18 protein-coding genes are annotated in these 22,647 nt (G+C 71.9%); 5 read left to right on the plus strand and 13 right to left on the minus strand.

Annotated elements, in window-relative coordinates:
• Positions 1-7 precede the first annotated feature (7 nt).
• The 3 genes from ACZ7PG_RS33940 to ACZ7PG_RS33950 form a co-directional block, all read right to left on the minus strand.
• Entirely contained in the window at positions 8-2,623 is a 2,616-nt protein-coding gene (locus ACZ7PG_RS33940) for a bifunctional acetate--CoA ligase family protein/GNAT family N-acetyltransferase (protein WP_470243228.1), read from the minus strand.
• Between the two features lie 67 nt (positions 2,624-2,690).
• Positions 2,691-3,098 (minus strand): Hsp20/alpha crystallin family protein, encoded by a 408-nt coding sequence (locus ACZ7PG_RS33945; protein WP_470243229.1) that lies wholly within the window; start codon positions 3,096-3,098, stop codon positions 2,691-2,693.
• A gap of 325 nt (positions 3,099-3,423) precedes the next feature.
• A complete protein-coding gene (locus ACZ7PG_RS33950) occupies positions 3,424-5,118 on the minus strand; it encodes a sensor histidine kinase (protein ID WP_470243661.1) in 1,695 nt (564 codons plus the stop codon).
• Between the two features lie 147 nt (positions 5,119-5,265).
• On the opposite strand from ACZ7PG_RS33950, the gene ACZ7PG_RS33955 reads away from it, so the two are divergent.
• Complete coding sequence (locus tag ACZ7PG_RS33955; protein WP_470243230.1) at positions 5,266-6,243, plus strand: Acg family FMN-binding oxidoreductase; 978 nt, start codon at positions 5,266-5,268, stop codon at positions 6,241-6,243.
• Between the two features lie 22 nt (positions 6,244-6,265).
• On the opposite strand, the gene ACZ7PG_RS33960 is transcribed toward ACZ7PG_RS33955, so the two are convergent.
• Positions 6,266-6,904 (minus strand): response regulator transcription factor, encoded by a 639-nt coding sequence (locus tag ACZ7PG_RS33960; protein WP_470243231.1) that lies wholly within the window; start codon positions 6,902-6,904, stop codon positions 6,266-6,268.
• Between the two features lie 230 nt (positions 6,905-7,134).
• On the opposite strand from ACZ7PG_RS33960, the gene ACZ7PG_RS33965 reads away from it, so the two are divergent.
• The 4 genes from ACZ7PG_RS33965 (at position 7,135) to cydD (ending at position 13,731) form a co-directional block, all read left to right on the plus strand.
• A complete protein-coding gene (locus ACZ7PG_RS33965) occupies positions 7,135-7,782 on the plus strand; it encodes a lytic polysaccharide monooxygenase auxiliary activity family 9 protein (RefSeq protein WP_470243232.1) in 648 nt (215 codons plus the stop codon).
• 145 nt (positions 7,783-7,927) lie between these two features.
• On the plus strand, positions 7,928-9,325 hold the full coding sequence (locus ACZ7PG_RS33970; RefSeq protein ID WP_470243233.1) for a cytochrome ubiquinol oxidase subunit I: 1,398 nt from the start codon (positions 7,928-7,930) through the stop codon (positions 9,323-9,325).
• A gap of 15 nt (positions 9,326-9,340) precedes the next feature.
• The gene (cydB, locus tag ACZ7PG_RS33975) at positions 9,341-10,360 is read left to right on the plus strand and encodes a cytochrome d ubiquinol oxidase subunit II (RefSeq protein ID WP_470243234.1); all 1,020 of its coding nucleotides are present in this window, start codon (positions 9,341-9,343) and stop codon (positions 10,358-10,360) included.
• A complete protein-coding gene (cydD, locus tag ACZ7PG_RS33980) occupies positions 10,357-13,731 on the plus strand; it encodes a thiol reductant ABC exporter subunit CydD (RefSeq protein WP_470243235.1) in 3,375 nt (1,124 codons plus the stop codon). Before cydB ends, cydD begins: the two co-directional genes overlap by 4 nt.
• 82 nt (positions 13,732-13,813) lie before the next feature.
• On the opposite strand, the gene ACZ7PG_RS33985 is transcribed toward cydD, so the two are convergent.
• From ACZ7PG_RS33985 to ACZ7PG_RS34025, 9 genes are all read right to left on the minus strand, one after another.
• Complete coding sequence (locus tag ACZ7PG_RS33985; RefSeq protein WP_470243236.1) at positions 13,814-14,578, minus strand: hypothetical protein; 765 nt, start codon at positions 14,576-14,578, stop codon at positions 13,814-13,816.
• 34 nt (positions 14,579-14,612) lie between these two features.
• On the minus strand, positions 14,613-15,155 hold the full coding sequence (locus ACZ7PG_RS33990; protein WP_470243237.1) for an RNA polymerase sigma factor: 543 nt from the start codon (positions 15,153-15,155) through the stop codon (positions 14,613-14,615).
• 144 nt (positions 15,156-15,299) lie between these two features.
• The gene (locus tag ACZ7PG_RS33995) at positions 15,300-16,994 is read right to left on the minus strand and encodes a sensor histidine kinase (RefSeq protein WP_470243238.1); all 1,695 of its coding nucleotides are present in this window, start codon (positions 16,992-16,994) and stop codon (positions 15,300-15,302) included.
• Between the two features lie 78 nt (positions 16,995-17,072).
• Positions 17,073-17,678 carry a hypothetical protein gene (locus tag ACZ7PG_RS34000; RefSeq protein WP_470243239.1) on the minus strand — a complete coding sequence of 202 codons (606 nt, stop codon included), beginning with the start codon at positions 17,676-17,678 and terminating at the stop codon, positions 17,073-17,075.
• Positions 17,675-18,238, minus strand: coding sequence for an inorganic phosphate transporter (locus ACZ7PG_RS34005; RefSeq protein ID WP_470243662.1), 564 nt, complete (start codon positions 18,236-18,238; stop codon positions 17,675-17,677). Before ACZ7PG_RS34005 ends, ACZ7PG_RS34000 begins: the two co-directional genes overlap by 4 nt.
• Positions 18,154-18,672 carry an inorganic phosphate transporter gene (locus tag ACZ7PG_RS34010; RefSeq protein WP_470243240.1) on the minus strand — a complete coding sequence of 173 codons (519 nt, stop codon included), beginning with the start codon at positions 18,670-18,672 and terminating at the stop codon, positions 18,154-18,156. The genes ACZ7PG_RS34005 and ACZ7PG_RS34010 overlap by 85 nt, the downstream gene beginning before the upstream one ends.
• A 3-nt stretch (positions 18,673-18,675) precedes the next feature.
• A complete protein-coding gene (locus ACZ7PG_RS34015) occupies positions 18,676-21,036 on the minus strand; it encodes a phosphoketolase family protein (RefSeq protein ID WP_470243241.1) in 2,361 nt (786 codons plus the stop codon).
• Positions 21,033-21,938, minus strand: coding sequence for a universal stress protein (locus ACZ7PG_RS34020; RefSeq protein ID WP_470243242.1), 906 nt, complete (start codon positions 21,936-21,938; stop codon positions 21,033-21,035). Before ACZ7PG_RS34020 ends, ACZ7PG_RS34015 begins: the two co-directional genes overlap by 4 nt.
• A complete protein-coding gene (locus ACZ7PG_RS34025) occupies positions 21,935-22,543 on the minus strand; it encodes a CBS domain-containing protein (RefSeq protein ID WP_470243243.1) in 609 nt (202 codons plus the stop codon). Before ACZ7PG_RS34025 ends, ACZ7PG_RS34020 begins: the two co-directional genes overlap by 4 nt.
• Positions 22,544-22,647: the final 104 nt, after the last annotated feature.

The following is a 22,647-nucleotide window of genomic DNA, read 5'->3' on the forward strand; positions in this document are numbered from 1 at the left end:
TGGGAAGTCAGTCCCGCAACCGGCGCAGGAACGGATCGGCGGCCGCGGACGGCTCCAGCCGGGCGCGAATATCGAGCGCTACACAACCGGCGGACCCGACGCGCACCGGGTTGAGGTCGAGTTCGGCCAGCTCCGGCACCAGCGCGGCCAGCCGGCTGACCTTCAGCAGCAGGTCGCGCACGGCGCTCCGGTCCAGCTGTCCGTTCCCCCACAACGCCTTCGAGGAGCGCAGGCTGTCGAGCAACAGGTCGGCGTCGGCATCGGTGAGGGGCGCGAGCCGGGCGGCGTGGTCGGCGATCAGGTCCGTGTCGACACCGCCGAGGCCGAACACGACCAGCGGCCCGAACACCGGGTCCGAGCGCACGCCGACGAGCAGCTCGCGGCCGGGCTCGGCCATCGGCTGGACCGTCACGCCGCGCAGCGCGGACCCGAACCGGGACCGCAGGGTCCGGAACGCCTCCAGGATCCGGTCGGCGCCGTGCACGTTCAGCAGCACACCGCCGCCGGCGGTCTTGTGCAGCAGGCCGTCGGCATCGGCCTTCAGCACGACCGGGGAGCCGAGGTCGGCCGCCACGGCGGCCATCGAGTCGTCGGCTTCGACGTAGTGGGTCTCCACCATCGGGATTTCGGCGAGGCGCAGCAGTTCGACGGCGTCCACGGGTGGGAGCCATCCCTCCCGCTCGGCGGCGAACCCGCGCAGGGCCTCCGGATCGTCCAGCGGAGCGAGGTCTTTCTCGAATTCGGGCCGGTTGAGCCACTGCTCGTACCGGACCAGCCGCGCCAGCACGGCGGCAGCCGCGGCGGGATCGTCGTAGCAGGCTGTCACGCCGGTGCCAGGCACCAGTGGCGCGACGCGGGCGCGCTGCCCGGGCCGCACGGCGAAGACGGTCTTGTACTCGGGCGGGAGCACGTCGGCGAGCGACGTGCCGGGATCGCCGACAGCGGTGGGCACCGTCGCGGCGATGACCGCGTCGACGCCGTCGTCGTCCAGGACCGCGCGCAAGGCGTCGGCGAACACCCGGGGCGCGACCGCCGCTGTCGTGTCGACCGGGTTCCGCACCGCGGCCTCGGCCGGAAGGAGCTTCGCGAGCCGAGCACGAGTTTCGTCGGACAGATCCGCCATGACCAGGCCTTCGCGCTCGCAGGCGTCGGCGGCCAGGACACCGGCGCCCCCGGCGTTGCTGACGACGGCCACGCGGGGCCCGCCGGGCAGGAGCTGCCAGGACAGTCCGGCGATGACGTCGACCAGCTCGGCGACGGTGTCGACGGCGATGACCCCGGCCTGTTCGAAGAGCGCGTCCCGCGTGACGGCGGGGGTCGCGGCCGCGGCGGTGTGCGAAGCAGCCGCCCGCTGGGCGGTGTCGCCGCTGCCGGAGCGGACCGCGAGCACCGGGCGCGTCTTGGCGAGCCGGCGGGCCAGGCGGCTGAACTTGCGGGGGTTGCCGAACGACTCGAGGTAGAGCACCACCATTTCGGTGTGGAGGTCGGCCGTCCACCACATCAGCAGATCGTTGCCGCTGACGTCGTACTTGTCGCCGGTGGAGACCAGCGTGGACATGCCGAGGCCGAGGTCGTCGAGCGATTCGGCGAGGGCGATGCCGACGCCGCCGGACTGGGTGGCGACGCCGATGTTGCCCGGCCGGACCCGAGTGGCGAGGAACGTGAGGTCGAAGGGACACGCCGGGTCGGTGGAGACGACCCCGAGGCAGTTCGGCCCGACCAGCCGCATGCCGTACTCGTGCACGGCCGCGCGGATCCGGTCGCCGTATTCGGTACCGGTGAGCCCGGAGGAGACGACGACGACCGCCCGGACACCGCGTTTTCCGCACGCTTCGACCGCTTCGGCCGCGGCAGGCGCGGGCAAGCAGACCACGGCCAGCTCGGGGGTACGGCTCAGGTCCGCGACGGTCGACACGCTCGGCACGCCGAGGATCACGCGCGCGTGCGGGTTCACCACCTCGACCGGGCCCCGATAACCGGAGGTGGCCAGGTTGGCCAGCACCGCGTGGCCCACCGAGCCCGGCTTCCGGCCGGCACCGATCACGGCGATCGAGGAAGGCCTGAGCAAGTGCGTCAAGCTGGCCGCGTCGGCGACCGAGTCGCGCTTCAGCACGGCGTCCAGGTAGGCGGGGTCTTCGTCGAGGTTCATCACGACGTCACGCTCGGGGCCGCCGATACTGGCCTCGAAGCTGAGCCCGAGGTCCTTGAAGACGTGGATCACCTTGGCGTTCTCGGCGAGGACCTCGGCGAGGAACCGCCGCAAGCCGGTCTTCCGGGCGTGGGAGACGAGGTGCTCCATCAGCAGAGTGGCGACACCCTGAGTGCGCACGGAGGCGTCGACGACGAGCGCGACCTCGGCATCGGTGGACTCCTTCAGCACTTCGTAGTTCGCGACGCCGAGCAGCTCGCCGCGGCGGTAGCAGCCGACCGCGTAGTGGCCCGGGCCGGGTTCGGCCGTCATGTCGGCGGCCAGTTTGGCCAGGCCGGACGGTGCGCCGAAGAAGCGGAAGTAGGTGTCCTGCTGGGTCAGCCGGGTGTGCAGGGCGAGCACCTCGGCGGTGTCGGCCGGGTGCAACGGGCGCACGAGCACCACGTCACCACCGGCGAGCAGGGCGCGGGTCATCGCTTCTCCTTCGGGCGCGAGGGTGGGCGCGACCGGCCAAGGGGCCGCGCCCACCGAAGGGGGTCACCTAGTCCTTGGTGACCTGGATCTTGACGTGCTTGTCGCGCGGGTGCTCCGAAACCGGCATCGAGATCTCGAGGATGCCGTCGGTGTACGTCGCCTTGACCTTCGCCGGGTCCGCCCCGGCCGGCAGGCTGACCGTGCGGCTGAAGGTGCCGTAGTAGAACTCACTGCGACCCTCCGCCTGCTCCTTCGCCTCCCGTTCGGCGGCGATGGTGAGCAGGCCGTTGTGCGTGGTCACGGAGATGTGCTTCTCCGGGTCGAAGCCGGGCAGTTCGGCCCGCACGAGGTACCGTCCGTCCTCTGTGGACTCCTCGATCCGGACCGGGTTGTGCTCGGCGAACGGCCAGGGATTGTCCAGCCACGCCGCGATGCTCGGCAACGCCAGGCGTGAGCCCGGCACCAGGGCAGTCATCCGTTCTCTCCTCTCCGCGACATCAGGTGTCGCAGGACAAGGAGACCTCGGTGGCGGGGCCTGCCGACGCGGCCGGACTACCCGAACCGCGAGGACCTTCGTCACCGGTTCGGATGCGATGCCCCGGTGGCCCGCTTGTCACCGCCTGAGGTACGGGGAGAAAACGGTCGAGGCCGCGACGACGGCGCCGGAGACCGAAGTCGGGCGGGCTTGGGCCGGAGACCAGCGAGGACGTGCGGACCGGCGCACCGAGGGGAGGTAGCGCCCGGACGCTATCGGATCGTCCCCGGTGACGCCGTCCGAACACCGGTCTTCCGGAAGGTGGTCAGCCGACGGGGGCAACCCACTCGATCTTGACCCCGCCCTCCGGGCCGCTGCCGAGCGTGAACGTCCCACCGGCCGCCTCGGCCCGGTCCCGCAGGTTGCCGAGGCCACTCGGCGAGATCCCTTCCGCCAGCCCCTTGCCATCGTCGACGACCACGATGCGGATCGCGTCGTCCGTCACCGCGACCGACACCATCACCGAGGAGGCCTCCGCGTGGCGTACCGCGTTGCTGACCGCCTCGCGCACCACTGCCTCGACCTGCTCGGCCAGCTGCGCCGGCACCGTGTCGATCGGCCCGGCCATGCTGACCGTCGGGTGGAGCGGGGCGTCGTCGGTCAGCTCGGCGATCGCGTCGTGCAGGCGGTGGCGCAGGCGCAGGCCCGTCTCCCCCGCCGCGCCGCCGTGCAGGTCGAAGATCGCCGTGCGGATCTCCTGGACGATCTCGTGCATCTGCTGGATGCTGTCGCCGAGCCGCTTCTGCAGTTCCGGCGACTTCGTCCGCCGCTGGGTGCTCTGCATGGACAGCCCTACGGCGAACAGCCGCTGGATCACGTGGTCGTGCAGGTCACGGGCGATCCGGTCGCGGTCGCCGAGCACGTCCAGCTCCCGTGCCGCCCGCTGTTGCGCCGCCAGCTGCAGCGCCAGGGCCGCCTGGTCGGCGAACGACGCCACCACCGACAGTTGGGCCACTTCGAACGAGCCCGCCCCGACTTCCCGGGCGGCGATGAGCACGCCGGTCGTCCGGTCACCCGCGCGCAGCGGGACCACCATGACGGGTCCGAAACGGTGCTCGCGCAGCGCGAGCTCCGGCACGCTGCGCGGCGTGCGGTCCCGGTACACCGCGCCCGGGACGCTGTCTTCGAGGTCGATGTGCGTTCCCGACAGCTCGGCCGCCCGCGCCCCGGCGCACACCGTGACCGTGAGGTCGTCGACGTCGTCGCCCCAGTCCTCGTCGACGTCGAGGCGCCCGGAGTTCGGCAGCGCGAGCATCGTGACGTCCGAACCGGTCAGCTCCAACGCCCGGCTGGCGATGAGGTTCAGCGCCTCGGCCGGGTCCGTGCCGCCCAGCAGCTCGGTGGTCACCTCGCTGGTGGCGGCGAGCCACTGCTGCCGGATGCGCGCCTGCTCGTAGAGGTGGGCGTTCTCGATCGCGATGCCCGCCGCCGCGGCGAGGGCCTGGACGACGACCTCGTCGTCGTCGGTGAACGGTTCCCCGTTCTTCTTCTCGGTGAGGTAAAGCCGGCCGAACACCTCGTCGCGCACCCGCACCGGCACCCCGAGGAACGTGTGCATCGGCGGGTGGTGCGCCGGGAACCCCACCGAGGCGGGGTGCTCGGAGATCTCCTGCAGGCGCAGCGGTTTCGCCTCTTCGATGACCACGCCGAGCACACCGTGGCCCTCCGGCAGGTCGCCGATGAGCCGCCGCGCGTCGTCATCGATGCCGAGGTAGACGAACTCGGACAGGGTCCCGTCCTCGGCGAGCACACCGAGCGCACCGTACTTCGCCTCGCCCAGCTCGATCGCCGCCTGCACGATGCGCCGCAGCGTCGTGTCCAGCTCCAGTCCGGATGCGACGGCCAGGACGGCGTCGAGCAGACCGTCCATCTTGTCCCGGGTGCCGATCAGCAGCTCGATCCGGTCTTGCAGATCGCGCAGCAGCTCACGCAGCCGCAGGCCGGACAACGTGCCCGCCATGCGCCGCGGCTCCTGCCGGGCTTCGCTCACCGAGGCCTCCGCATCATGAGTGACTTTGTCCCCTTTCCGCGGCACCGCGGCGCGAGAGATCGTCGAAGGAAGCTTTCGGTTCGACAGTGTGCCGCTCCACGGCACCAAGGGGAAACCATGACACTACCCATCACCTCGATCGGCCTGCTGGACTCCGATCAGGTGAAGTCCGTGATCGGCGCCGCGGTGCTCGCGCCGTCGACGCACAACACGCAGCCCTGGCGGTTCCGCTGTACCCCGGCGGGCCTGGAGCTGCACGCCGATCCGGACCGCGCCCTGCCGATCGCCGACGCCGACCGGCGGGAGCTCCTGGTGTCGTGCGGCGCCGCACTGTTCAACCTGCGCACCGCGATCCACGCGCTGGGCGCCCACCCGGCCACGACGCTGTTCCCCCGGCGCGACCATCCGGCGTTGGTGGCGCTGGTAAGGCCGTTCGGGGCCCGCCGCCCCGACCCGCGCATGGTCGAACTGGCCGACGCGATCCCGCGCCGGCACACGAACCGGACCCCGTTCGAGGCCGACGTCATCCCGCCGTCGGTGGTCGCCGAGCTGCGGCACGCCGCGGAGGTGGAGCAGGCCTGGCTGCCCCGGCTGGACGCGAACCAGCTCGAGGGGCTGCGGGAGCTGGTGCACAAGGCCCACCACACCCAGGTCTCCGACCCGGCGTTCCTCGACGAATGGCAACGCTGGACCGCCCGCACACCCGACAGCCGCGACGGCGTCCCCGAGTACGCGGCCGGCGCGATGCCGTCGAACAACGGGGGCTGGGTCCTGCGCGACTTCGGTTCACGGCCGCGCGGCCGGACCGACCACTCCGAACCGCTGGTCGTGGTGATCGGCTCCTTCGACGACACCCCGGTCGACCGCATCCGGGCGGGCCAGGCGATGCAGCGGGTCCTGCTGACGGCGACAGCGGCCGGGCTGGACGCGTCGTTCATCTCCCAGCCGGTCGAAGTGTCCGGGGTGCGATCGGAGCTGCGCCAGCTGCTCGGCGGTGGGCTGTGGCCGCAGATCGTGCTGCGCCTGGGCCGGGGCACGCCGGTCCCGTGGACACCGCGGCGCTCGCTCGACGACGTCATGCTGGCGACGGTCTAGCCGCCCGGGCCGCCTCGAACCGCTAGTGAGCCTGGTTGCGCAGCTCGGTGGCCAGCACGGCGGCCTGCGTCCGTCGCTCCATGCCCAGCTTGGTGAGCAGGCGCGAGACGTAGTTCTTGACCGTCTTCTCGGCCAGGAACATCCGCTCCGAGATCTGGCGGTTGGTGAGCCCCTCGCCGATCAGCTCCAGCAGCTTCCGCTCCTGATCCGACAGATCGGCCAGCGGGCCCTTCTTGGCCTGGCTGTCGCGCAGCTTGGCCATCAGGGCGGCAGCCGCGTGCGCGTCGAGCAGGGACTTGCCCGCGCCGACGTCCAGGACCGCCGAGACCAGGTCCATGCCCTTGATGTCCTTGATGACGAAACCGCTGGCGCCGGCCATCACCGCGTCGAGCATCGCCTGCTCGTCGGTGTAGGAGGTGAGCATCAGGCACTTGAGCTCGGGCAGCTTGGACCGCAGCTCCCGGGCCAGTTCGATGCCGTTGCCGTCGGGCAGCCGGACGTCCAGGACGGCGACGTCGGGGTCGAGCGCCGGGATGCGGGCCAGGGCCTGCGAGACGCTGCCTGCCTGGCCGACCACCGTGAGGTTCTCGTCCTCGTCCAGCAGGTCGGCGACACCACGACGAACCACCTCGTGGTCGTCGACCAGGAAAACGCGGAGCATTCCGACCTCCCGTGGACGGCTGTACCGAGATCAGGATACGACCACCGGGCCCCGGGCGGTGAGGACCAAAGTCCCCGGCTCCGCGCCACAGGTCCCGGCACGTTTGGCGAACAGGCACCGGAATCCCTGTCGGTTTCGTTGCCGTTTTTCCGGATCGTCGCTACGCTGTCACCCACGCTGGGAGCGCTCCCAATGGATCACCACCACTCATCACGACTGGAGGCCCATTCATGCGTACACGAACCACCCGACGGCGGAGCATCGTCGTAGCACTGGTCGCCGCGCTGGCCGGCCTGTTCCTCTGGGTGCCGGCGGCTTCGGCGCACGGCACCATCGTCAGCCCCGCCACCCGCGCCTACCAGTGCTGGCAGGACTGGGGCAGCCAGCACACGAACCCGGCCATGCAGCAGCAGGACCCCCCGTGCTGGCAGGCTTTCCAGGCCAACGCCGACACCATGTGGAACTGGATGAGCGCACTACGGGACGGCCTCGGCGGCAACTTCCAGGGCAAGACCCCCGACGGCCAGCTCTGCAGCAATGCCTTGTCACGCAACGACTCCCTGAACACTCCCGGCCCGTGGAAGACCACCAGCCTCGGCAGCAGCTTCTCGATGCACCTGTACGACCAGGCCAGCCACGGCGCCGACTACCTCCGGGTCTACGTCAGCAAGAACGGGTTCGACCCCACCACCCAGCGCCTCGGTTGGGGAAACCTCGACTTCATCACCCAGACCGGCAGGTACGCCCCGGCCAAGGACATCACGTTCACCGTCCAGACCGCCGGCGCCTACCGCGGGCACCACGTTGTGTTCACCATCTGGCAGGCGTCCCACCAGGACCAGACCTACATGTGGTGCAGCGACGTGAACTTCGGCTAGCGCACGGCCAGGGCCGGTCCGGTTCCGCCGGACCGGCCTTCGGGGTCCAGTGACCGTCCGGGAAGTGACCAAGGACCCTCTCGCCGGAGGACCGCCGGACCCGATGCTTCCGTGGTCACAGCGTCCGCGCGAGCAGGAGAACCGGATGAACGCCCTGGACCTCGCCCGATGGCAGTTCGGGATCACCACCGTCTACCACTTCCTCTTCGTCCCGTTGACCATCGGGCTGTCCTTCCTGGTCGCCGGGATGCAGACGGCGTGGGTGCGCACCGGGAACGACAAGTACCGCCGGATGACGAAGTTCTGGGGGAAGCTGTTCCTCATCAACTTCGCCATGGGCGTGGCGACCGGCATCGTGCAGGAGTTCCAGTTCGGGATGAACTGGTCGGACTACAGCACGTTCGTCGGCGACATCTTCGGCGCGCCGCTGGCCATCGAAGGGCTGCTGGCCTTCTTCCTCGAGTCGACGTTCCTCGGCCTGTGGATCTTCGGCTGGGACAAGCTGCCGAAGAAGCTGCACCTCGCGACGATCTGGCTCGCCTCGATCGGTACCGTGCTCTCGGCGTACTTCATCCTCGCCGCCAACTCCTGGATGCAGCACCCGGTCGGCTACGCGGTCAACCCCGCGACCGGCCGCGCGGAGCTCAAGGACTTCGGCGCCGTGCTCACCAACTCGACCGCCGTCGGCGCCTTCGCGCACACCATCACGGCGTGCTTCCTGACCGGTGGCATGTTCGTGGTCGGGATCAGCGCGTGGCAGCTGAAGAAGCAGCGCGACGCCGACGTCTTCCGGCCGTCGATGAAGCTCGCGCTGGTCACCGTGCTCATCGCCAGCCTCGGCGTCATCGTCACCGGTGACCTGCAGGCCCGGCTGATGACCGAGCAGCAGCCGATGAAGATGGCCGCCGCCGAAGCGCTCTACGACACCGTCGCGCCCGCGTCGTTCTCCCTGTTCACCATCGGCTCGCTCGACGGCTCGCAGGAGAAGTTCAGCATCCGCGTCCCCGGTGTGCTCTCCTTCATGGCCACCGGCACGTTCGACGGCCGGGTCGAAGGCATCAACAACCTCCAGGCCCAGGAGCAGCAGGCTTACGGGCCCGGGGAGTACCGGCCGGACATCCCGGTCACGTACTGGACGTTCCGCCTGATGATCGGCTTCGGCTTCCTCTGCCTGCTCATCTCCCTGGTCGGACTCTGGCTGTTACGCCGCGGCCGCACCCCGCGCGCCCGCTGGTTCTTCCCCGTCGCGACGCTCGGCCTCGCGCTGCCGTTCCTGGCCAACAGCGTCGGCTGGATCTTCACCGAGATGGGCCGCCAGCCGTGGTCGGTGTTCGGAGTACTGAAGACCGCCGATTCGGTGTCCCCCACCGTCGCCGCGGGCAGCGTGCTGACGTCGCTGATCGTGTTCACCGTGCTCTACGGCGTCCTCGCGGTCGTCGACGGTGTCCTGATGGTCCGCTACGCCAAGGCCGGGCCGCCGCCCGAAGCACCCAGCGAAGACACCGATTCCGACGAGCCGCGCCCCGCGGCCTTCGCCTACTGACGCCGGAGCACCGCCATGGCCCTCACCGACATCTGGTTCCTGCTCATCGCGGTCCTCTGGACCGGCTACTTCGTCCTCGAAGGCTTCGACTTCGGCGTCGGCACACTGCTGCGCGTCCTCGGCCACGACGACACCGACCGCCGCGTCCTCGTCAACACCATCGGCCCCGTCTGGGACGGCAACGAGGTCTGGCTGCTCGTCGCCGGCGGCGCCACCTTCGCCGCGTTCCCGCTGTGGTACTCGAGCCTCTTCTCCGGCTTCTACCTCGCGCTGCTGCTGGTGCTCGTCGCGCTCATCCTGCGGGGTGTGGCGTTCGAGTTCCGCGGCAAGATCGACAGTCCGCGCTGGCGGAACTCCTGGGACTGGGTCATCGTGTTCGGTTCCGCGGCGCCCGCCCTGCTGTGGGGCGTCGCGTTCGGCAACATCGTCCACGGCGTACCCGTCGACGCGCAGCACCACTTCACCGGGACGTTCTTCACGCTGCTGAACCCTTACGCGCTGCTCGGCGGGCTGGCCACGCTCAGCCTGTTCACCTTCCACGGCGCGGTGTTCCTCACGCTGAAGACGACCGACGCCCTGCGCGACCGCGCCCGGACGCTCAGCCGCGCGCTCGGCGGCGCCGCGATCGTGTTCGGTGGCGTGTTCCTCGCCTACACAGCGGTCGAGCACGGCGGCTGGTCCTGGCTGACCTCGCTGGTCGCCGCGCTGCTGCTGGTCGCCGCCGTGCTGTTCGCCGCGGGTGAGCGGGACGGGCTCGCCTTCGCGAGCACCGCCGGCGCGATCATCGCCGTCACCTTCTCGCTCTTCTGGTCGCTCTACCCGAACGTGCTGCCCTCGACAACCGACCCCGCGTTCAGCCTGACCACGACGAACGCGTCGTCGACGCACTATACGCTGCAGATCATGACCTGGGTGGCGGTCGCGTTCACCCCGATCGTGCTGGCCTACCAGGCCTGGACGTACTGGGTGTTCCGCAAGCGGATCAGCCGCGCCTCGATCCCCGCCGGTGGCGGCCTACCCGCGGGCCGCCGGTGAAGCCCCTCGACCCGCGGCTGCTGCGCCACGCGAGCGCGGTCCGGCCGTTCGTGCTGGCCTGCGCCGCGCTGGGCGTCTTCACCGCGATGCTCGTGCTCGCCCAGGCGGAGCTGCTGGCGAAGACGATCACCTGGGCTTTCCTCGACGGTCTCTCGATGCGGGATCTGCTCGTGCCGCTCGGGATGCTCCTGCTGGTCGTGCTCTCCCGGGCCGGGATCACGTGGCTGTCGGAGACGACCGCCCACCGCGCGGCCGCCCGTGCCCTGTCGCAGCTGCGGGAGACGGTCGTCACGGCCGCGCTGCGGATCGGGCCGCGCCACGCGGAACGCTCCCCCGCGGAGGTCGCCGCCCTGGCCACGCACGGCGTCGATCGCCTCGAGGGCTACTTTTCGCGATACCTGCCGCAACTGCTGATCGCCGCGGTGGTCCCGCTCGTCGTGGGCGTACGGATCCTGCTCGCCGACTGGGTCGCCGCGGTCGTCGTCGGCCTGACGGTGCCGCTCATCCCGGTCTTCATGGTCCTCATCGGGATGTACACCCAGCGCGACGTCCGGCGCCAGTGGCAAACGCTTGCGGTGCTGGGTGATCACTTCCTCGACCTCGTCGCCGGACTCGCCGAGCTGACGGCGTTCGGGCGCGCGCGGGCGCAGATCCGTTCGCTGCGGGAGATCACCGGGAAGTACCGCACGCACACCATGCGAACCCTGCGCGTCGCATTCCTGTCCGCGCTCGCCCTCGAGCTGCTGGCCACGCTGTCGGTCGCCCTGGTCGCGGTGTCGATCGGGCTACGCCTGCTGGCCGGCGAACTCGACCTGCGGACCGCGCTCGTCGTGCTGATCCTCGCGCCGGAGGTCTACCTGCCGTTGCGCGCGGTCGGCGCGCGGTTCCACGACAGCGCCGAAGGCCTCGCCGCCGCCGAGGAGATCATCGCGCTCGCCGACACGCCGTCCGGTGACCACGGCACGGCGGTGGTGCCCGACCTGACACACACCGCACTGCGCTACGAAGACGTCACGGTCGAGGGCCGGTCCGGGCCGATCCTCGACGGTTTCAGCCTGCGCCTGCCACCCGGCGAGATCGTCGGTGTCACCGGGCCGAGCGGGGCGGGCAAGTCGACGCTGCTCGACCTCCTGCTCGGCTGGCGCCGGCCCGGCTCCGGCCGGATCCTGGTGGGCGACGCCGATCTGGCGGACATCGGCCGGGCCACCTGGCACCGGCACCTGGCCTGGGTGCCGCAGCAGCCGCACCTGGTGGCCGGGACGGTGGCCGAGAACATCCGGCTCGGCTCCCCCGACGCCACCGACGAGGCCGTGCTCGCCGCCGCCGACACCGCGGCACTCGACGTCCCGCTGTCCACTGTGGTCGGAGAACTGGGCGCCGGGCTCTCGACCGGCCAGCGCCGCCGCGTCGCGCTGGCCCGGGCGGTACTGCTCGACCGGCCGCTGATCCTGCTCGATGAGCCCACCGAAGGTGTCGACGCGGAGACCGAGGCCGCCATCCTCGAGCGGCTGCCGAAGGTGCTCGCCGGGCGGACCGCCGTCATCGTCAGCCACCATCCCGCGGTGCTGGCCCGCTGCGACCGCGTCGTCTCGCTCGGCGGTCCGGTCCCGGCCGCCGCGGAATCGCCTTCCCCGGCGTCCCGGCCGGCCGTCCGCGCCGCGTCGCCGGTCGCCACTCCGTCGTCCACTGTGGACCTGACCGGCTCGAAGTGGCGGCCGTTGCTCGACGCGATCGGGCCCCACCGGTGGCGGCTGGCGCTGTCGTGCCTGGCCGCGACGGCCGCGCTGGGCTGCGGCGTCGCGCTCACGGCGACGTCGTCGTGGCTGATCGCGAGCGCGGCCCTGCACCCGCCGGTGCTGAGCCTGATGGTGGCGATCGTCGCGGTGCGGACGTTCGGCCTGGCGAAGGGCATCTTCCGCTACGTCGAACGGCTGCTGTCCCATGACGTCGCGCTGCGGGCCCTCGCCGAGCTCCGGGTTCGGGTGTGGGCCCAGCTGGTCCGGATCGGCCCGGCGGGCACGGCGCGGCTGCGCCGGGGCGACCTGCTGCACCGGCTGGTGTCCGATGTGGACAGCCAGCAGGACGTCCTGGTCCGCGGGCTGGTGCCGGGTGTGTCGACGTTCCTGGTCCTCACCGGGACGGCCGTCACCCTCGGGATCGTGCTGCCCGGCGCCGGTTTCGCGGCAGCACTCGGACTGGCGGTCGCGGGCGTGCTGGCGCCTCTCGTCGCGGCCCTGGCGGCCCGCCGGGCCCAGCGCGAAACTGCTCGCCTGCGCGCGGACCTCACAGCCGGCACGGTGGAGCTGCTGCAGGCGTCGGCCGACCTGATCGCCCACGACGCGGCGGTCCCCCGCCACCTCCGCCTCCGCGAGCTCGACGCCGTGCTGACGGCCCTCGCCCGCCGGTCGGCGGCGCGCCGCGGGCTCGGCGCCGGGATCGCGACGCTGGGCGTCGGCCTCACGTCCGTGGCCTGCCTGGCACTCGGCATCCTGGCCGTGCGCGCGGGCACGATCCCGGGCCCCGCGCTGGCCGTACTGGCGCTGACGCCGCTCGCGACCGCCGAGCTGGTGGCCGGACTGCCGGAGGCGGCGCAGCGATTGCTCGGCGCCGGGCACTCCGCCCGGCGGCTCGCGGAGCTGGACACGCTCGCCGGGCCGGCCGAGCCCGGGTCCGCGACGCCCGCGCCGATCGCCGCGGAACTGGCGGCCGAGCACCTGTCGGTCCGCTGGCCGTCGGCACCGGCGGATGCGGTCCGCGGCGTGGACCTCCGGGTGGGTGGCGGCCGGCGGCTCGCGCTGACCGGCCGGTCCGGGGCGGGCAAGAGCACGGTGATCGCGGCCCTGATGCGCTACCTCGACCCGTCGGCCGGGCGGGTGCTGCTGGACGACGTCGACACCCGGACCTACGGCGGCGACTCGGTGCGTGAGCAGATCGCCTGGTGCGGGCCGGAAACCCACCTGTTCGACAGCACGCTGCGAGAGAACCTCCGGCTGGCCCGGCCTTCCGCTTCCGACGCGGAGCTGACCGCCGCGCTCGGCCTGGCGCAGCTGGGCAGCTGGCTCGGCGGCCTGCCCGCAGGCCTCGACACGGCGCTGGGCACGCACGGCACCCCGGTGTCGGGTGGCGAGCGCCAGCGCATCGGCGTGGCCCGGGCGCTGCTGTCGGACCGCCCGATCCTGCTGCTCGACGAGCCGACGGCACACTTGGACGCCAGCACGGCCACGGCGTTGGCGGCCGATGTGCTGGCGGCGACCGAAGGCCGGTCGGCGCTGGTCGTCACACACCGGCCCGCGGAGTTCCCCGGGCTTCCGTCGGCCCGGCTCACGAGTGCTCCGGAGCGTCCGGTGGATGAACGGGCGGCGGCCCGATGATGGGGTGCGGCCGCCGCCCGTCCGGTAGCGACGGTCCCGGAATGGGGGTGGTGGGACCGCCGCCGGTTCGTGGCGGGGTGGATCAGTGGCCGGGATGCGTGGCCGGCGGCCCAGATGGGCGGGTCGCGGGCGGCCCGGACGGGTGCGTGGCGGCCGGCCCGGCCGGATGGTCCTTGCCGTTGCCCGGGTACCCCGGGCCGGCAGGCGGTCCGGACGAGTCGGTGCCGTGCCCTCGGGCCGCGTTCTCCAGCAGGCCTCCGCAGTAGCCGTCGACCCCGGCTTCGCCACCCGCGGCCGTGATGAGCGCGGTGAACGCCGGACTCTCCAGCGCCTTCCCCCGCTCGGCCTTGCCGCCGGCGTCGTAGGCACGGCACAGGCCCACCAGCGAGGGTGCCGGTGCGGGCTGGTGCACCGCCGGGGTCTCGTCGCGGGCACGCGTCGTGGTGGGAGTGGCCGGAGAACCGGCGGCCGGGTGAGCGTGGTCGGACGCCGAGGGAGCCGGCGGGGAGTCGCCCGCCGGCAGCGGGAGTGCGCCGGTGGCGGCCGCCGCGGCGACTCCGCCGACGGCCAGGACCGCCGCCACGGCGGCCGCGACCTTCGCCGTACGCAGCTTCATCCCCGCGCTCTCGATCATGGGGGAACTCCGGGTCCGAGGGGCAGGGGCGTGCCGGCCCGCCTCGAGGAACGCCGTCACGGCCGCTTGTTCACCGGTCTGCTCGCCGTCGCGCGGTGGGGCGGCCGCGGCGGCGAGCAGACCGGTCAAAGCGTCCGCGGTGTCGACCGGCACACCCCGCAGCACCTGCTCCGCGGTGTGCCGGTCGATCCGGCGGCCTCGCTGCTTGCCCATCACGTATCCCTCAGCGCCGGGCCGCCCGAAAGTGTCACTGTCGCCCACCGAGACGGTCGGCGAGCGTGCGAAGTCCCCGGTAGGCGGCGGTGCGAACGGCCCCCGGGCGCTTCCCGAGCACCGCCGCGGCGGCCTTGGCGTCGAGGCCGATCACGGCCCGGAGCAGCACCGCCTCGGCCTGGTCGCGCGGCAGTGTCGCGATCAGCGCCAGCGCCTCGTCGGTGGTCGTCGCTTCGATCGCCGCCCCGGCGGTGTCGTCGGGCGCGGGCCGCTCGGAAAACCACTCGTCCGCCGCTTCCCCGACCGGGCGGCGGCGCTGGTGGCGCAGGTGGTCCAGAGCCCGGTGCCGTCCGATCGTGGCGGTCCAGGCGCGGAAGCCGTCCAGGTCGCCCCGGAACGACGCCAGGTCCCGGGTGATCTGCAGCCACGCCTCCGAAGCGACGTCTTCGGCGTCCTGCCCGACCAGGACCCGCAGGTACCGGCACAACCCGGGATGGACCGACCGGTACAGCACGCGGAAGGCTTCCTCGTCACCCCGCTGCGCCCGTCCGAGCGCCGCCAGAACGGTGTCCTCCACCGGCCGCCGCGCACCACGGCAAGGGACCGACTCCAGCACAACATGCATCCTTCGCGGTCAGCCCCACCGCATTGTCCGGGCCATCATGATGCATCGATCCGGCCCGCGAAAGCCCGGCCCCGCCGACCGCGGGACCCGTCCACGTCAGGACAGCGGCACCCACCAGATCAGCTCGCGCTCGTTGACCTCGGAAAGCCCGCCCCGGCGGCTCGCCGGCTCCGTGAGCCGGGCCAGCTCCTCGCTCGACGTCGCGGCGAGCGTGCCGCTGCCGTCGTGCGCGAGGATCACGCTCAGTCGCTCCGCTCCCGAACGCACCGCCACCTGGACCGATCCGGCGCCGGTGTGCCGGGCGATCAGCGCTAGTCCCTCCCGAAGTGCCGTCACCAGCTCGTCGGCGAGGTCGTCCGACGCGATCGCGTCGATCTTGCCCGAGAACTCCGTGGACGCCGTGAGCCCGAGCTCCTCGCCTGCCTCCGACAGCACCTCGAGCACACGGTCGTGCACGCTGGCCGCGGACCGCGGCAGCACGTCGTCCAGCTGGAACACCGTGTCGCGGATCTGGGTGATCACCGAGTCGAGGTCGGCGATCGACGTCCGGACACGGCGGGCCACGACTTCGGAGCGGGCCGCTCCGGCGGTGGTTTGCAGGGACAAGCCGATCGCGTAGAGCCGCTGGACCACCTGGCTGTGCAGTTCCGCCGCGATCCGGTCGCGCTCGTCGTACAGCTCGTTGCGCTGCTGCTCGGCCCGGGCGTCGGCCAGCTCGATCGCGACCGAGGCCTGGCTCGCGAAGCCGGCGGCCATCTCGAGGTCGTCGCCGGTGAACCCCGGCCTGCCGATCTTCCGAGCCGCGGTGAGCACGCCGTTCACCTGCCCGGCCCCGGTCAACGGGACCACCAGCACGGCGTCGAGGTCGGCGCGGAGCGGATCGGCCGCGTCGGACCGCGCCTGCCGGTCGAGCCACGACCCCAGCAACGGCGCGCCGGTGGCGAAGACCTGACCGGACATCGTGCCGGCGGGATCGACCACGCTTCCGGCCAGCTCGCCGGCCCCCAAGCCGACCGCCACTTCGATGCGAAGCCGCTCGCCGTCGGGCCGCACCACCGTGACCAGGTCGGCGTCCGCGAGGTCGAGGGTGTGCTCGGCGATCAGCTCCAGTGGGCGCCCGGACCGGGTCGCGAGCAGCTCGCGCATGATCGCGCCGGAGGCTCCCAGCCACTCTTGTTGCTTGCGCGCGGTCTCGTAGAGCCGCGCGTTGTCGATGGCCTGGCCGGCGGTCGCCGCCAGCGCGAGCGCGAGCTGCTCGTCTTCCGCGGTGAACTCACCGTGCCGGCACTCGGTGAGGTAGAGGTTCCCGAACACGACCCCGCGGACCCGGATCGGCACGCCGAGGAAGCTGCGCATCGGCGGGTGTTCGCCGGGGAACCCGGACGAGCGCGGGTCGTCGGTGATGTTCGCGAGCCGGATCGGCCGGGGGTCCTCGGCCACGGCCCCGAGCAGCCCCTTCCCCTCGGGTAGCTGCCCGACGCGGGCGACCGTCTCGTCGTCCATGCCGACGTGGACGAACTCGGCGAGCTGGCCGTCCGGCCCGATCACGCCGAGTGCGGCGTACCGCGCGCTCAGCAGCTCTCTGGCCGCCTCGACGATCCGGCGCAGCAACGTCGGCAGCGCAAGGTCCCCGGTCACCATCTGGCTTGCGTGCAGCAGCCCCCGCAGGCGCCCTTGAGTGCCCATGACCTCCTGGGCCCGCTCCACGAGCTGACCCAGCAACTGGTCCAGTTCCATCCGCGGCAGATCCGGGAACGTCAGCCGGTCCTGCTCCTCGCCCGTCCCGCTCACGCGAACATTCTCCCGCTCGCCACCGGGTGCTGGTCAAGCCGCGCTGTGCGTCAGTGCGGTGAATCGCCCACCGGCGTTTCAGGAGATCTTGCACACCGCGTACCACGTGCGCCGCCCCAAACGCTGCACAGCCGACGCGAGGTGCTCAGCCCGCCGATAGAGCTCCCGCAGCCGCATCTCGCGGCGCGGATCCGGCTCGTTCTCCAGACCCGCGATCGCCCGCCGGTAGGCGTGCTCCGCGGCGTCCAAAGAGGACACCGCCGCGTCGGCCTCCCCCGCCGCACCGGCGGCGGGTAACGCGTCGAGTGCTTCGTGCAGCATGTCGAACGCGGTCACCGAAGTCAGCACCATCGCCATCAAGTGCTCGTCCGGTGGAGTTCGCGACAGATCGGACTCGCGAACCAGCATGTAGGCCGCTTCCGCGATTTCCCCGAGCCTTTCGGCCAGCTCGAAGACGTCCTCGGCTTCAAGTGGCGTGCTGAACGCCTCCCGCACCGCCACCAGCACCTCGCGGCGTTCGGACGACTGGACCAGCAAGGGCGTGTGCAACTCCCCGCCGGTCGGCTCGCCGCGGGCCCAGCCCGCCAACGCGGTCATCACGTCGCTGACCGTGTCGGCCTGGTCCCGCAACAACCCGAGGACGTCCGGGTTGTGCGGCAGGAACCACGTCTTCGGGAGCTTCACGCGAACCACCTCCAGAGCGGGAGCGCGACGGCCCCCAGCACGGCACACGCCGGCAGGGTGACCAGCCACGCGGAACAGATCTCACCGACCACGGACCACCGGACGTGGTGGGCGCGGCGGCTGACGCCGACGCCGACCACCGACGCGGCCACGACATGAGTGGTGCTGACCGGGGCGCCCACCCCGGCGGCGGCGAGGATCACCGCGGCCGAACTGCCCTGGCTCGCCAAGCCGTCGACCGGGCGCATCCGGTAGATGCCGCGGCCCACGGTCTTGACCACGCGCCAGCCACCCGACGCGGTGCCGAGCGTCAAAGCCGTCGCCGCCGCGAGCTTCACCCACAACGGGACAGCGAAGGCGTTCAGGTGCCCGGTGGCGACCAGCAACAGCGTGATGACCCCCATGGACTTCTGGGCGTCGTTGACACCGTGGCCGAAGGCCAGCGCACCGGCGGTCACCCACTCCGCCCGCCGGATCACGACGTCCGCCCGCCGGCGTGCGCGACGCAATGCTCGGCGGGCGAGCCGGTCGGCGAGGGCGCCCAGCCCGGCGCCGAGCACCGGCGACAAGGCCAGGCCGGCCAGTACTCCGAGCACCCCGGAGACGTGCAGGCCGTCGAGGCCGCCCCACCGCCCGTGAACCCGCTCGCCCCGACCAGGCCGCCGACCAGCGCGCGGGATGAACTGGACGGCAGTCCGCGCCACCAGGTCACCAGGTTCCACACGATCCCGGCGGTGACCGCCGCGCCGACCGTGGGCAGGACGTCGGCGGCCGGCAGCCGGACCACTCCGCCGACGGTGTCGGCGACGGTCGTCCCCGCCAGCAACGGCCCCGCGACGTGGCAGGCGGCCGCCAGCAGCAGCGCCGCGCCGGGCGTGGCCGCGCGGGTCGCGACCAGCGCGGCCACCGAGTTCGCCGAGTCGTGGAACCCGTTGGTGAAGTCGATGACCAGGGTGATCGCGATCGCCACGGCCAGCAGGACCGTGGCGTCCACGGGTCAGCCTTCCCAGGTCCAGTTCCGCACTTCCGGCAGGTCTTCCCCGTGGGTGCGGATCCAGCGGCGGTGCCGGCCCTGGGCCTCGCTCATCTTTTGCCGCAGGATCCCCGCCGTCGCCACCAGACCGGGAACCCGGTCGATCACGTCGATCACCAGCTGGAACCGGTCCATGTGGTTGAGCACCAGCATGTCGAACGGCGTGGTCGTGGTGCCGTGCTCGGTGTAGCCGCGCACGTGCATGTCGTGGTGGTTGGTCCGGCGGTAGGCCAGCCGGTGGATCAGCCACGGGTAGCCGTGGTAGGCGAAGATCACCGGCCGGTCCGGGGTGAACAGCGCGTCGAACTCGCGGTCGTTCAAACCGTGCGGATGCTCGGCTTCGGGCTGCAGGCGCATCAGGTCGACGACGTTCACCACCCGCACCGCCAGATCCGGCAGCTCCTCCCGCAGGATCTTCGCGGCAGCCAGGATCTCCAGCGTCGGGGCGTCGCCCGCGCAGCCGAGCACGACGTCCGGCTCGCGGTCGGTGTGCGTGCTCGCCCACTCCCAGATGCTGACGCCGCGCGAACAATGCAGCGCCGCCTGCTCGGCGTCGAGCCAGTTCGGGCTGTCGTTCTTGCCGGCCACGACGACGTTCACGTAGTCCCGGCTGCGCAGGCAGTGCGCCGCGACCTCGAGCAACGTGTTGGTGTCCGGCGGGAAGTAGATCCGCACGACCTCCGAGCTCTTGTTCGCCACGTGGTCGACGAACCCCGGGTCCTGGTGGGAGAACCCGTTGTGGTCCTGCCGCCACACGTGCGAGGTGAGCAGGTAGTTCAGCGACGCCACCGGGCGCCGCCACGGGATCTGCCGGTGCACCCGCAGCCACTTGATGTGCTGGTTCACCATCGAGTCGACGATGTGCACGAATGCCTCGTAGCACGAGAAGAGCCCGTGCCGCCCCGAAAGCAGGTACCCCTCGAGCCAGCCCTGGCACAGGTGCTCCGAGAGCACCTCCAGCACCCGACCGTCCGGGGCCAGGTGCTCGTCGACCGGCTCGACCGCCGCCTGCCACTCCTTCGCCGTGACGTCGTACACCGCGTCGAGCCGGTTGGACGCCGTCTCGTCGGGGCCGAAGAGGCGGAAGTTCGCCCGGTCGGCGTTGAGCGCGAAGACGTCCCGCAGGAACCGGCCCAGCACGCGGGTCGGCTCGGCCTGGGTGGCTCCCGGCGAGGGAACGTCGACGGCGTGGGCCGCGATGTCCGGCAGGGTCAGCGGGCGCAGGAGGACGCCCCCGTTGGCGTTCGGGTTCGCGCCCATCCGCCGCTCCCCCACCGGGATCATCGCGGTGACGTCGGCGACCGGCCGGCCGGCTTCGTCGAACAGTTCCGAAGGCCGGTACGACAGCAGCCATTCTTCCAGCTGCTTCAGGTGGTCCGGGTTGTGCCGGACCTCGGCGAGCGGCACCTGGTGCGCACGCCACGTGCCTTCGACCTGCTTGCCGTCCACAACGGACGGACCGGTCCAGCCCTTGGGGCTGCGCAGCACGATCATCGGCCACGCCGGCCGGCTGCGCTGCCGCCGGATGACCGCGAGGTCGGCGACCGCCGAGTCGAGCGCGGCGGCCATCGCTTGGTGCATCGTCTCCGGGTCGCTGCCCTCGACGTAGATCGGTTCGTAGCCGTACCCGCGCAGCAGGGCGTCCAGCTCGGCCGGGGCGATGCGCGACAGCACGGTCGGGTTGGCGATCTTGTAGCCGTTGAGGTGCAGGATCGGCAGCACGGCGCCGTCGCTGACCGGGTCGAGGAACTTGTTGGCGTGCCAGGACGTCGCCAGCGGGCCGGTCTCGGCCTCGCCGTCGCCGACGACGCACGCGACGACGAGGCCGGGGTTGTCGAACGCGGCCCCGAAGGCGTGCGCGAGCGAGTAGCCCAGCTCACCGCCTTCGTGGATCGAGCCGGGCACCTGCGGCGCCACGTGGCTGGGGACACCGCCGGGGAAGGAGAACTGCTTGAACAGCTCCGCCATCCCGGCGGCGTCCCGGGTGACCTCGGGCCAGGCTTCGGTGTAGCTGCCTTCGAGCCACGTGTTCGCCAGCAGGGCCGGGCCGCCGTGGCCAGGACCGGTGACGAGCATGACGTCCAGGTCGTGGGTGAGGATCGCGCGGTTGAGGTGGGTGTAGACGAAGTTGAGGCCGGGTGAGGTCCCCCAGTGCCCGAGCAGTCTCGGCTTGATGTCGCCGGCGCACAGGGGGTCCCGCAGCAGCGGGTTCGCCATCAGGTAGATCTGGCCGGCCGCGAGGTAGTTCGCGGCCCGCCAGAGGGCGTCCACTTGCGCGAGCTCGGTGCCGCCGAGCACCGCGGGCCGGGCGTCGAGGGCGGTCACGCCTTCTTCTCCGGGCGGACCACGAGCACCGGGCACTCGGCGTGCTGGACCAGGGCCTGGCTCGTGGAGCCCAGCAGCATGCCCGAGAACCCGCCGCGGCCGCGGCTGCCGACGACGACGAGCTGGGCTTCCGCACCGGCTTCCAGCAGCGCGTGCCGCGGCCGGTCGCGCACGAGCACGCGGCGCACCTCGACGTCGGGGAACTTCTCCTGCCACCCCGCGAGCCGTTGGGTCAGCAGCCGCTCCTCGTCCTTCTCCAGGGTTTCCGGCTGGGTCAGGATCCGGGCGGTTCCGCGGGTGTCCTCGTAGGTGGCATCGTTCCAGGCGTGCACCGCGACGAGCGGCACGCCGCGCAGCGACGCCTCTTCGAACGCGACGGCGATGGCCGGTTCGCTGTTCGGGCTGCCGTCGATGCCGACCGCGACCGGGCCGGTGTCGGGAATGTTCGTCGTGCCGTGGCGGCCGCGGACGACCGCGACGGGGCAATGGGCGTGACTGGCGACCGAGGCCGCGGTGCCGCCGATCAGCATCCCGGCGAACCCGCCGGTGCCGGTGTGGCCGAGGACGAGCATCCGGGCGTGCCGGGACTCGTCGATCAGCATCGGCACCGGCGGCTCGTTGGGCACCTCGGTCGTGACGACCAGCTCGGGGTCGATCGACACGGCCAGGGTGCGCGCGTCACCGACCGCCCGCTGCCCGTCGGCCACGATCGCGTCGAACAGCCGTTCCGCGCCGATCCCGGTCAAGCCACCGCCGTAGTAGAGGCCGGCTACCTGCAGCCCGTGGACGATCCTGAGCTCGAGGTGCCGCAAAGAGGCGATCTTGGCGGCCCACGTGACGGCGGCGGAGGCCCCCGCCGAGCCGTCCACGCCCACAGTGATCCTCGGGTCGATGGCGGTCATCGTGTCTGCTCCTCACCCGCGTAAGCGGTTTCGGCGGCGACGACGCCCGGCACGGCGAGCGCCAGCAGCTGGGCGACGTGCCGGTCGGTGTCGTCGTCGAACTGGTCGGTGATGTGCACGAACCCGTCGCGGACCTCGACCTGCCAGCGGCCACCGCCGCCGTAGATCTCCAAGCGGTGCTTGACGTCCCGGGCGATCTCGACGTCCTCCCGCGCGAGCACGCGGACGACGTCGCCGCGGGTGATGATGCCGACGACGGCCGAACCGTCGACGATCGGCATCGCGCGGATCCGGGCGTCCACCAGTGCCTGGCAGAGGTCGGCGACGTCGGTGCCGGTGCCCATCGCGGTGGCGGGAGTCGTCATCAGGTCGCCGACGGTCTTGCCGGAGATGGATTCACGGGGTTCGTGGACGTAGCGGGGGTCGGCCGGGATGCGGCCGCGGATCAGGTCGGCCTCGGTGACGATGCCGATCAGCCGGTCGTCGTCGTCCACGACGGGCAGTGCGGTGAAGCCGTGCATGGACAGCAGCTCGGCCGCCTCCTTGGCGGACGTCCACGGGTGCACGGTGATCACCGGCGCGGTCATCAGGTCGCGTGCTCGCATCGGGGGGTTCCTGCCTTTCGGTCACCTCCCAACCTAGGACGGCGGCGACCGGGTGACCGCTGGCGTCGGTCACCGGTCGTGAGGACTTACGTCCCTTCGCGCCA

It is taken from the genome of Amycolatopsis sp. NPDC114504 (assembly GCF_055633595.1).

What these genes read in the sequence shown, in the direction of transcription:
- ACZ7PG_RS33940 (WP_470243228.1), bottom strand. Translation starts at nt 2,623, where the DNA reads ATGACCCGCGCCCTGCTCGCCGGTGGTGACGTGGTGCTCGTGCGCCCG.
- ACZ7PG_RS33945 (WP_470243229.1), bottom strand. Translation starts at nt 3,098, where the DNA reads ATGACTGCCCTGGTGCCGGGCTCACGCCTGGCGTTGCCGAGCATCGCG.
- ACZ7PG_RS33950 (WP_470243661.1), bottom strand. Translation starts at nt 5,118, where the DNA reads ATGGCGGGCACGTTGTCCGGCCTGCGGCTGCGTGAGCTGCTGCGCGAT.
- ACZ7PG_RS33955 (WP_470243230.1), top strand. Translation starts at nt 5,266, where the DNA reads ATGACACTACCCATCACCTCGATCGGCCTGCTGGACTCCGATCAGGTG.
- ACZ7PG_RS33960 (WP_470243231.1), bottom strand. Translation starts at nt 6,904, where the DNA reads ATGCTCCGCGTTTTCCTGGTCGACGACCACGAGGTGGTTCGTCGTGGT.
- ACZ7PG_RS33965 (WP_470243232.1), top strand. Translation starts at nt 7,135, where the DNA reads ATGCGTACACGAACCACCCGACGGCGGAGCATCGTCGTAGCACTGGTC.
- ACZ7PG_RS33970 (WP_470243233.1), top strand. Translation starts at nt 7,928, where the DNA reads ATGAACGCCCTGGACCTCGCCCGATGGCAGTTCGGGATCACCACCGTC.
- cydB (WP_470243234.1), top strand. Translation starts at nt 9,341, where the DNA reads ATGGCCCTCACCGACATCTGGTTCCTGCTCATCGCGGTCCTCTGGACC.
- ACZ7PG_RS33985 (WP_470243236.1), bottom strand. Translation starts at nt 14,578, where the DNA reads ATGGGCAAGCAGCGAGGCCGCCGGATCGACCGGCACACCGCGGAGCAG.
- ACZ7PG_RS34020 (WP_470243242.1), bottom strand. Translation starts at nt 21,938, where the DNA reads ATGACCGCCATCGACCCGAGGATCACTGTGGGCGTGGACGGCTCGGCG.
- ACZ7PG_RS34025 (WP_470243243.1), bottom strand. Translation starts at nt 22,543, where the DNA reads ATGCGAGCACGCGACCTGATGACCGCGCCGGTGATCACCGTGCACCCG.